The sequence below is a fragment of the Protofrankia symbiont of Coriaria ruscifolia genome (assembly GCF_900634745.1).
In the GTDB taxonomy this organism is placed as follows: domain Bacteria; phylum Actinomycetota; class Actinomycetes; order Frankiales; family Frankiaceae; genus Protofrankia; species Protofrankia californiensis.
Map to the genome: position 1 here is coordinate 49,396 of NZ_CAAAFR010000053.1, position 9,016 is coordinate 58,411.

At 70.0% G+C, this 9,016-nt stretch carries 8 protein-coding genes; 1 reads left to right on the forward strand and 7 read right to left on the reverse strand.

Annotation, left to right across the window (positions count from 1 at the left end):
• Positions 1–94: 94 nt before the first annotated feature.
• The 4 genes from pgl to tal all read right to left on the reverse strand — a co-directional run bounded on the left by pgl (position 95) and on the right by tal (position 4,885).
• Positions 95–979 (reverse strand): 6-phosphogluconolactonase, encoded by an 885-nt coding sequence (pgl, locus tag CV1CTNOD_RS08115; RefSeq protein WP_131785533.1) that lies wholly within the window; start codon positions 977–979, stop codon positions 95–97.
• Complete coding sequence (locus tag CV1CTNOD_RS08120; protein ID WP_131785546.1) at positions 979–2,073, reverse strand: glucose-6-phosphate dehydrogenase assembly protein OpcA; 1,095 nt, start codon at positions 2,071–2,073, stop codon at positions 979–981. Before CV1CTNOD_RS08120 ends, pgl begins: the two co-directional genes overlap by 1 nt.
• A gap of 88 nt (positions 2,074–2,161) precedes the next feature.
• A complete protein-coding gene (gene zwf, locus CV1CTNOD_RS08125) occupies positions 2,162–3,694 on the reverse strand; it encodes a glucose-6-phosphate dehydrogenase (RefSeq protein WP_131785534.1) in 1,533 nt (510 codons plus the stop codon).
• A gap of 81 nt (positions 3,695–3,775) precedes the next feature.
• Positions 3,776–4,885 (reverse strand): transaldolase, encoded by a 1,110-nt coding sequence (gene tal, locus CV1CTNOD_RS08130; RefSeq protein ID WP_131785535.1) that lies wholly within the window; start codon positions 4,883–4,885, stop codon positions 3,776–3,778.
• Positions 4,886–5,388: 503 nt separating this feature from the next.
• On the opposite strand from tal, the gene CV1CTNOD_RS08135 reads away from it, so the two are divergent.
• Positions 5,389–6,402, forward strand: a complete 1,014-nt coding sequence (locus CV1CTNOD_RS08135) for a heme o synthase (protein ID WP_131785536.1) — start codon at positions 5,389–5,391, stop codon at positions 6,400–6,402.
• Between the two features lie 69 nt (positions 6,403–6,471).
• Here CV1CTNOD_RS08135 and CV1CTNOD_RS08140 read toward each other — a convergent pair whose 3' ends face one another.
• From CV1CTNOD_RS08140 to CV1CTNOD_RS08150, 3 genes are all read right to left on the reverse strand, one after another.
• Complete coding sequence (locus tag CV1CTNOD_RS08140; protein WP_165485381.1) at positions 6,472–7,440, reverse strand: COX15/CtaA family protein; 969 nt, start codon at positions 7,438–7,440, stop codon at positions 6,472–6,474.
• A gap of 109 nt (positions 7,441–7,549) precedes the next feature.
• Complete coding sequence (locus CV1CTNOD_RS08145; protein WP_242606492.1) at positions 7,550–8,266, reverse strand: ABC transporter permease; 717 nt, start codon at positions 8,264–8,266, stop codon at positions 7,550–7,552.
• Between the two features lie 125 nt (positions 8,267–8,391).
• The coding region (locus tag CV1CTNOD_RS08150; RefSeq protein ID WP_242606487.1) for an ATP-binding cassette domain-containing protein at positions 8,392–9,016 on the reverse strand (625 nt) is incomplete at its 5' end.

Genomic DNA, 9,016 nt, shown 5'->3' on the forward strand with positions numbered 1-9,016 from the left:
CGCCTGTGCCTTACCTGTTTTGCCCTGCTCGCCTGTCTGCCATGCCGGCTGGCTCTGCCGTCAGGACTCAGGAGGCCACCGTGCTCGGGTGCGCCTAACCTGTCGAACCCTCGTGCACCGGCGATGCTCCGGCGGTGATGGCGAGTCCGGCCGCGGCGGCCCGGTCCAGCAGCCACAACGTGCGTTGCCTGCCGCATGCTCCCACCGCTGGGATTTCGGTGGGGCTCGCGCCGGAGAACGCGCTCGCCACCGCGTCCGCCTTTGCCTCGCCCGCGGCGAGGAGCCAGACTTCGCGCGCGGCCTGGATCGCGGGAAGCGTGAGCGAGATCCGCGTGGGCGGCGGCTTCGGCGACTGGTACACCGCGACAGTGGCAGCACGGGCGTGGACGGCCGGGGAACCGGGAAAGAGCGAGGCCACATGCCCATCCGGCCCGACTCCCAGCAGCAGCACGTCGAAGGACGGCACCGCCACTGCCACCGCGTCCGTGGTCGTTCCGGTCGGTACGTGGCCGGCGAGCAGCCGCGCGTAATCGGCCGCAGCCGCCTCGGCCGCCGCAGCCACATCCGCCGCAGCCACATCCGCCACCGCAGCCGTATCGACGGCCTCGGCGTCCGGCTCGGGGCCGCCGGCGACGGCGGTGTCCGCGCTGCCCATCGTGAAAACCCGGGCCGGGTCAAGGGGCAGGACGTCGAGCAGGGCGTCACGGGCCTGGCGATCGTTGCGGTCGGCTGAACCGGCGGGCACGAAGCGTTCATCGCCCCACCAGATGTCCACCCGTCCCCAGTCGACCGCTTCGACGATCGGGCTGTCGCGTACCGCTCGGAGCGTGGCCACGCCGATACCGCCACCGGTCAGGACCACTGACGCGCTGCCGCGGGCGGCCTGCGCGTCCAGGATGATGATGATCATCCGGGCTGCGGTCGCGGCGGCCAGCAGGTCCGGGTCGCGATGGATGACGACCTCGGGTGACGCGCTCATCAGCCGGACGCCCCGGCGCCGGTGTCCGCCGGGTTCGTGCTCACCGAGGCCGTGGCGTCCGCGTCCGCCGGGCCCGTCGTGTCCGTCGTGTCCGTGCTGGTCACGGTATCCGCAGTGTCCGTGATGTCCGCGGTGTCCGCCATCGGGTCGCGCCAGATGTGTTCGCGGATCGCCGACCGGGAAGCCAGAGCTTTTATCCCGCTCCAGGCCGACAGCGCGTCCGCGTAGGGCGCGTCGTGGTCGAGCCGGCGCAGTTCTTCGGCCAGCAGGTCACCAAGGCCGCGTTCGGGCAGCGGCAGGGCCCGGTCGGGCCGACCGGGCCGTCGTAGCACCGCGGTGTGGGAGTCCTGGCGCGTCAGGGCCAGCTCGCCGTCGTCGAAGTGGACGCTCACCTCGACCGGTCCACGCTGGGGCGTTTCGGCCACGGCGACCGGAACGTCCAGGCGGTCGGTGAACCAGCCGGACAACAGGCAGACACTGGGGTCCGCCTCGCCGCCCACGATGGTGATCGACCGCGGTCTCTCGGTGATCGAGTCGAAGGCGGCCGCGATCAGCGTCCGCCAGCCGGTGAGTCGCGTCCATGCGAGATCGGTGTCGCCGGGCGCGAAGTCCGCCGCCCGCCGGCGCAGCGCCGCCACGGGATCGGGGGAGGCGTCCGCGTCACTGACCCGCCGATCCGCGAAGACCCCCAGGGGGTCGTAGGCGATGCGGTCCGGGGGTTCGCCGTGCCACCAGGTCACCACGGGCGCGTCCGGTGCGAGCAGCGGTAGCACCACCGACTCGGCGTGCAGGCCGAGCCGGCCGTGCATCCGCATGACCACGGCCTCGCCGGGCCCGAGCCGCCCGCCGATGGAGATCTCGGCGTCCAGCCTCGAAGTGGGGGCGTCCAACTGACGGCGCACGACGATGAGCAGCCGGCACGGATGGGCTGCCGCCGCTGTTGTCGCCGCGCTCTCGGCGGCACTGACGTGCTTCTCGTCCACCACGACCACCAGGGTCAGGGCCAGGCCGAAGGCGAGCGCCCCGGCTGAGCGCCGTTCGGCCGCCAGTGCCTTGACGACGTCGGTGCCGGTCGTGTCCCAGAGGGTTGTCACGGTCGCCTCCTCGATGTCGTCCGGGGGGCCGGCGACCACTCGGCCGCCGGTGCCGGTGCCGGTGCGAGGGGGATCGTCACCGGCGGCCTCACGGTCGCCTCCAGCAGCGCCCGTCACGGGCGAGCATCTCGTCGGCGGCGGCCGGTCCCCACGTCCCCGATCGGTAGGGGTGGGGTACGGAGCCGGCCCAGAAGTCCTCCATCGGGTCGATCACCCGCCACGACTCGATCACCTCGGCGTTGTTCGGGAACAACGTCGCGTCCCCGAGCAGCACGTCGAGAATGAGCCGTTCGTACGCCTCGGGAAGCGACTCGGTGAACGCCTCGCCGAACAGGAAGTCCATGGCGACGTCGCGGACCTCCATCGCCGAACCCGGGACCTTGGATCCGAACTTCAACGTCACGCCCTCGTCTGGCTGGACCCGCACCACCAGCTGGTTGTGGCCGAGCTCGGAGGTGTCGGTGACGTCGAACGGCAGGTGCGGAGCCGGCTTGAACGAAACGGCGATCTCGGTCACCCGGCGTGGTAGCCGTTTGCCGGTGCGCAGGTAGAACGGGACACCCGCCCACCGGCGGGTCTCGATCCCGAGCCGGACGGCGGCAAAGGTCTCCGTCCGAGAGCTCGGGGGGACGCCGTCCTCCTCCAGATAGCCCCGGACTCGCTGGCCGGCGAGCCAGCCCTGCTCGTACTGGCCCCGGATGGCATAGCTGGCGAGGTCGGCCGGCAGCGAGATGGCCCGCAGAATCTTGAGTTTCTCGTACCGGATGGCCTCGGCGTTGAAACTCACCGGCTCCTCCATGGCGGTGAGCGCCAGCAGCTGTAGCAGGTGGTTCTGCAGCACGTCCCGGGCGGCGCCGGTCTCGTCGTAGAAACCGGCACGCGAGCCGATACCGACGTCCTCGGCCATGGTGATCTGGACGGAATCGACGAAGTGGGAGTTCCAGATCGGCTCGAACAGGGTGTTGGCGAACCGCAGCGCCAGCAGGTTCTGGACGGTCTCCTTGCCCAGGTAGTGATCGATGCGGAACACGTCGGAGGCGGTGAACACGTCGTCGACGAGCTCGTTGAGGGAGCGGGCCGACTCCTGGTCGTAGCCGAAGGGTTTTTCCACCACGACCCGCCGCCAACCGCCGGACGCCTCGTTCGAGGCCATCCCGGTGCGCTGCATCTGCTTGAGGACGACGGGAAATGCCGACGGTGGGATGGACAGGTAGAAGGCTGCGTTACCCGGGATCCCATGGGTCCGCTCGAGGTCGAGCAGGGTCTGCGCAAGCGTGTCGAACGCCTGGTCGTCGTTGAACGACCCCTGGACGAACTTCACGGACGCGGCCAGGCGGTCCCACACCTCCTCCCGGAACGGTGTCCGGGCGCCCTTCTCCGCGGCTTCCCGGATGATCTGCGCGAAGTCGCCGTCGTTCCAGTTGCGCCGGGCGAAACCCAGCAGCGCGAAGCCTGGCGGCAGCAGACCTCGGTTCGCCAGGTCGTAGACGGCCGGGATGAGCTTCTTGCGGGCCAGGTCGCCGGTGACCCCGAAGACCACCAACGCGCATGGGTCGGGCAGGCGTGGCAGCCGGCGGTCCCGCGGGTCTCGCAGCGGGTTGGCGCTCACCGTTGGCGTCACCCGAACTCCCCTCCTCGTTGTTGCGGGGTTCCTTCATCTGGCTTTTCGCGGAACGGTCTGTCAGCTGATGATCATTCCCGATCAGTTGCCGGCGGCTTCAAGCTGTTCCCTGACGGCTGCGAGCAACTGGTTCCAGGAGTCCACGAACTTCTCCACGCCTTCGCGTTCGAGCACCTCGACGACATCGGGGAACGAGATACCGAGGCCGGCCAGGTGCGCCAGCACCGCGTGGGCGTCGTCGTAGTACGGCCTGATCGTGTCGCCCCTGACTACCCCGTGGTCGGCGAAGGCATGCAGCGTCGCTTCCGGCATCGTGTTGACCGTGCCCGGGGCGACCAGCTCCTCCACGTAGATCGTATCCGGCAGGGCCGGGTCCTTCGTGGACGTCGACGCCCACAGTGGCCGCTGCGGCCTGGCGCCGCCGCGGGCAAGGGCCGACCAGCGCTCGGTCGCGAACGCCTTCTCATAACGCTGGTAGGCCAGACGTGCGTTGGCGATCGCGGCCTTGCCCCGCAGGGCCTTGGCCTCGGCGGTACCGATCTTCTCCAGCCGGCGGTCCACCTCGCTGTCGACCCGGCTGACGAAGAACGACGCGACCGAGGCGAGGCTGGACAGCTCCCGCCCGGCCGCCGCGGCCTGCTCGATGCCTGTCATGAAGGCGTCCATCACCGCGTCGTAGCGGTCAAGTCCGAAGATCAGTGTGACGTTGACGCTGATACCCGCGGCAAGTGTGGCGGTGATCGCCGGCAGTCCGGCGAGCGTGGCTGGGATCTTGATGAACAGGTTCGGCCGGTCGACCAGCCACCACAGCGCGCGGGCCTCGGCCACGGTGCGCTCGGTTTCGTGGGCAAGGCGCGGGTCGACCTCGATCGACACCCGGCCGTCCACGCCGCCGCTGGCCTCGTAGGCGGGACGCAGCACGTCACAGGCAGCGCGGACGTCCGCGGTCGTGATCGCGCGGGCGGCCTCACCGATGTCCACCCCGCGGACGGACAGATCGCGCAGCTGCTCGTCGTAGGCCGATCCCGTGCTGATCGCCTTCTGGAAGATGGTCGGGTTGCTGGTGACGCCGACGACGCTGCGGGTACGCACCAGCTCGGCGAGGCTGCCGGTCCGCAGGCGGTCCCGGCTGATGTCGTCGAGCCAGACCGCCACTTCGGCGGCGGACAGCTGAGCCAAGGGGTCGGTCATTGTGGTGTGACGTCCTCTCCGGAAGCGCTGGCGTGCTGCTGGTGGACGGTTCGGCGCCGCCGGTTGTCACGCGATTGTCCGTCAGTGCGCGATGCCGGTCAGCGCCAGACCGTGGCGGTGGGGATGGACCCACCCTGCCGGTAGGGATGGACCTACCCTCTCGCGCTCCCCTCACCCCCGTGCCCGGATAGCCCGCGAAGCCCAGGGAAAGTTAGCGAGAACACTGTCTTACGGGTTATCCACTCGATGATTCTTTCGGGTGCCGGCCGGCGGTCTCGGCGGTGTCGTCGGCATCGGCGGTGTTGTCGGCTACGCCGGCCAGAAGTCATATAGATCGTTCGTGTTGGTGCGGAGCGTGCCCGGTGGGTGTCGACCGAACAGAAAGATCTTGTTTTGGACGGGTCGCGCGCCTGGTGCGGCACCCGGCGGTTAGACTCCGACACGTCGTAGAACCACGCCGCGAAGCCCCGGCCCACGGGGCCCGAGTCCGGGCGGGTGCCCATGTGTCTCCCGCCGATCGCGAGGTCGTCCTGTCCGCCCTGGCCGCGTCCACGCCGGTAGCCGGCCTGCCGAAGCCGACCACGCCCGCGCAGTCGGCCTCCGGTGGGCCGAGCGGAGCAACTGGGCCGGCGAGGTCCCGGCGTCCGCTCCGGGCGCTCGCGCGTTCCTATCTCGCTCTGACCAAGCCGCGGATCATCGAACAGCTCCTGATCACAACGGTCCCGGTCATGCTGCTGGCCGAGCGCGGCCTGCCCTCACCGTGGCTGATACTTGCGACGCTGGTCGGCGGGACGTTCGCGGCGGGCAGCGCCAACACGTTCAACTGCTACATCGACCGCGACATCGACCAGGTGATGGCGCGTACCCGCCAGCGGCCGCTGGTGCGGGCGAGCGTCACTCCCGCCGAGGCGTTGCGGTTCGGCATCCTTCTGGGTGTCGCCGCGACCCTGCTGTTCGGTTTTGCGGTCAACTGGCCGTCGGCGTTGCTCGCTGACGGAGCGATCATGTTCTACGTCTTCGTCTACACCCTCGGACTCAAGCGCCGTAGTCCGTCCAACATCGTCATCGGTGGCGCGGCCGGCTGCTTCCCGGTGCTCATCGGCTGGTCCGCGGTGACCGGCACGGTCGGCTGGCCTGCCGTGCTGCTCTTCGCGGTCATCTTCTTCTGGACCCCGCCGCACTTCTGGGCGCTGGCCATCAAGTACCGGGACGACTACGCCGCCGCCGGGATCCCCATGCTGCCGGTTGTAGCGTCACCGGCGGTGGTCACCAGGCGCATACTCGGCTACTCGTACGCGATGGTTGCCGCATCCCTGCTGCTCGTCCCGGTCGCCGACACGGGATGGCTCTACCTGGTCGTGGCCGTGCTGCTCGGCGGCTGGTTCCTCGCCGAGGCGCACCGGCTGGTCCGGTCCGTCCGCCGCGGTGGGGAGATCCGGCCCATGCGGCTGTTCCACATGTCCATCACCTACCTGACGCTCCTGTTCGTCGCGGTGGCGCTGGCCGCCGTGATCTAGTGGAAGCCGCAGGTGGTTGCGGTCGTCATGACAGGGATTTCCACCTACAGCTTCCACCTGCTGTTTCCCTCATACCACCGCTGGTTCGATCGCGTCGGCGGGATCGGTTGTCGCCGGTACGGGCAGGTCGACCGGTGCCGGGCGCTCGACCATGGCCAGCCAGACGCGCAGGGCGGCGATCCATAGCGCGGTGGCCCCGGCTATGTGCAGCTCCACCAGCCCGACCGGGATCCCGGTGAAGTACTGGGTGAACCCGACGCCGGCCTGGGCGATCGCGATGACGGCGAGTGCGGTGCTCGCGCGGACCGCCTCCCGCGGCGCGCCACCGACACGTACCGCGAGAACCGTCGCGACGACCAGCCCGACCAGGAGCATCGCGGCATCGGCGTGTAGCTGCGCGACGTTGGTGATGTCGAATCCGAAACGTTTCGCCTCGGTGGAGTCCCCGCTGTGCGGTCCCGTTCCCGTGACCACCGTGCCGAGGACGAGTACCGCCCCGGCGACGGCCACCAGCAGCCGTGCCAGCCCGAGCAGCTCGCGCCCGCATGCCGGACGTACCACGCCCGGGCCCGAGCGGGCCCGGCGGTCGAGCACCACGACATCGAGCAGCAGCAGCATGGACAGCAGGAAGTGTCCTGCCACCAGCGCGGGATGCAGTTTGAACAGGACGGTCAGACCGCCGAGCAGCACCTGGCCGAGGAACCCCAGCCACAACCCGAACGAGAGCAGGACGAGGTCGCGGCGGCGCTGACCGAGTCGTAACGACACCAGCGGCAGTAGGAGCATCATCAGCCCGACGGCGGTGGTCAGCAGCCGGTTGCCGAACTCGATCCAGCCGTGTGCGGCGTACTCCGACTGCGTCACGAACGAGTTCTCGCCACATCTGGGCCAGGTGGGGCAACCGAGCCCGGAGCCGGTGAGCCGGACCGCTCCGCCGGTGACCACGATCAGCGCAAGCAGGATGACGCTGATGCGAGTGAGCCGCCGGAAGACCACCGGTCTCACCGTGGGTAGTTGCAGGGGTTGCCGCACGCTCATCCCCGCAGATACTACCGGCTGTAGAAGTTCGGGTTCGAGATCATCGCTATGGGGACGTCCGTCCCGAACGTCATTTCTGGACGTCCGTTCCCGGCGTCCGTCTCGGACCTCACTCCCATTTGAACGTCCGGGACGCCAGTACCAGGGAACCGACCGCCCAGGCGCACAGCACGGCCAGATCACCGGCGGGCAGACCGGAACCGTCCTGCAGGACGGCGCGCAGACCGTCGGAGGCGGCCGCGGTGGGCAGCGCCCGGCCCACCGCTTCCAGCCAGCCCGGCAGCCGGGACAACGGGACGATCACCCCGCCGACGAGCAACAGCAGCAGGTAGACGCCGTTGGCCGCGGCAAGCGTCGCCTCGGCCCGCAGGGTGCCCGCCATGAGCAGCCCCAGGCCGCAGAACGCGACGGTGGCCACCAGCAGGAGCAGCCCCGTCCACAGCGGCCAGCCGTGCGGATGCCAGCCGAGGGCAAACCCGACGGCGACCACCACCGCAACCTGGATGATCTCCACGGCGACCACGGCCAGGGTCTTGCCCGCCAGCAGGATCGACCGCGGCAGCGGGCTTGCGCCGAGCCGTTTGAGCACGCCGTAGGAACGCTCGAAACCGGTCGCGATCGCCTGCCCGGTGAATGCCGTCGACATGACCGCCAGCGCCAGGACGCCCGGAACGAGAAAGTCCACCGACCGGCCGCCGTCGGTGGGAAGCACGTCCACGGCGGTGAAGAACAGCAGCAGGCCGACCGGGATGACCAGGGTGAGCAGCACTGACTCCCCACGCCGTAGCGTCAGCTTCAGCTCGATCATCGTCTGTGCGCGCAGCATGCTCCACCGGCTCGCGGCGCCCGGCGCGGGCCGCAGGTCCAGCGGCTGTCGCACACCGGCGTCGGGTTCGGCGGCGCCGGTCGGTTTCCCGGTCTGCTTGCCGATCGGCATGCCCGCGTCGGTCGTCACGGCCGCAACGCCGAGCCGGTGAGTTCCACGAACACGTCCTCAAGACTGCGCTGTTCCACCTGCAGGTCCTCGGCCATCACGCCGTTGCTCGCACACCATGCGGTCACCGCGGCGAGCAGGTGCGGGTCGACATCACCGTGTACAACGTAGCGTCCCGGCGGTCCCTCCTTGGCGATGGTGCCGCCCGGCAGGGCCAGCGCCAGACGGTCGATGTCGAGACCGGCCGGCGCCCGGAACCGCAGCTCCCCCCTGGCGCCGCCGCTGGTCAGCTCGGCCGGGGAGCCCGCCGCGAGGACCTTGCCGTGGTCGACGATGACGACGTGGTCGGCGAGCCGTTCCGCCTCGTCCATGGCGTGGGTGGTCAGCACCACCGTGACCCCGGACGCCCGCAGCTCCTCGACCAGCTCCCAGGTGGCCCGGCGGGCCTGCACATCCAGGCCGGCGGTGGGCTCGTCGAGGAAGGCCAGTTCCGGACGGCCGACCAGGGCCATAGCCAGGGACAGGCGTTGGCGCTGTCCGCCGGACAGGCGGCGGTAGGGGACCCGGGCCACCTCGGACATGCCGACGCGGTCGAGAAGGGCCGCGACGTCCAACGGGTTGCGGTGGTGGGCGGCCAGCACG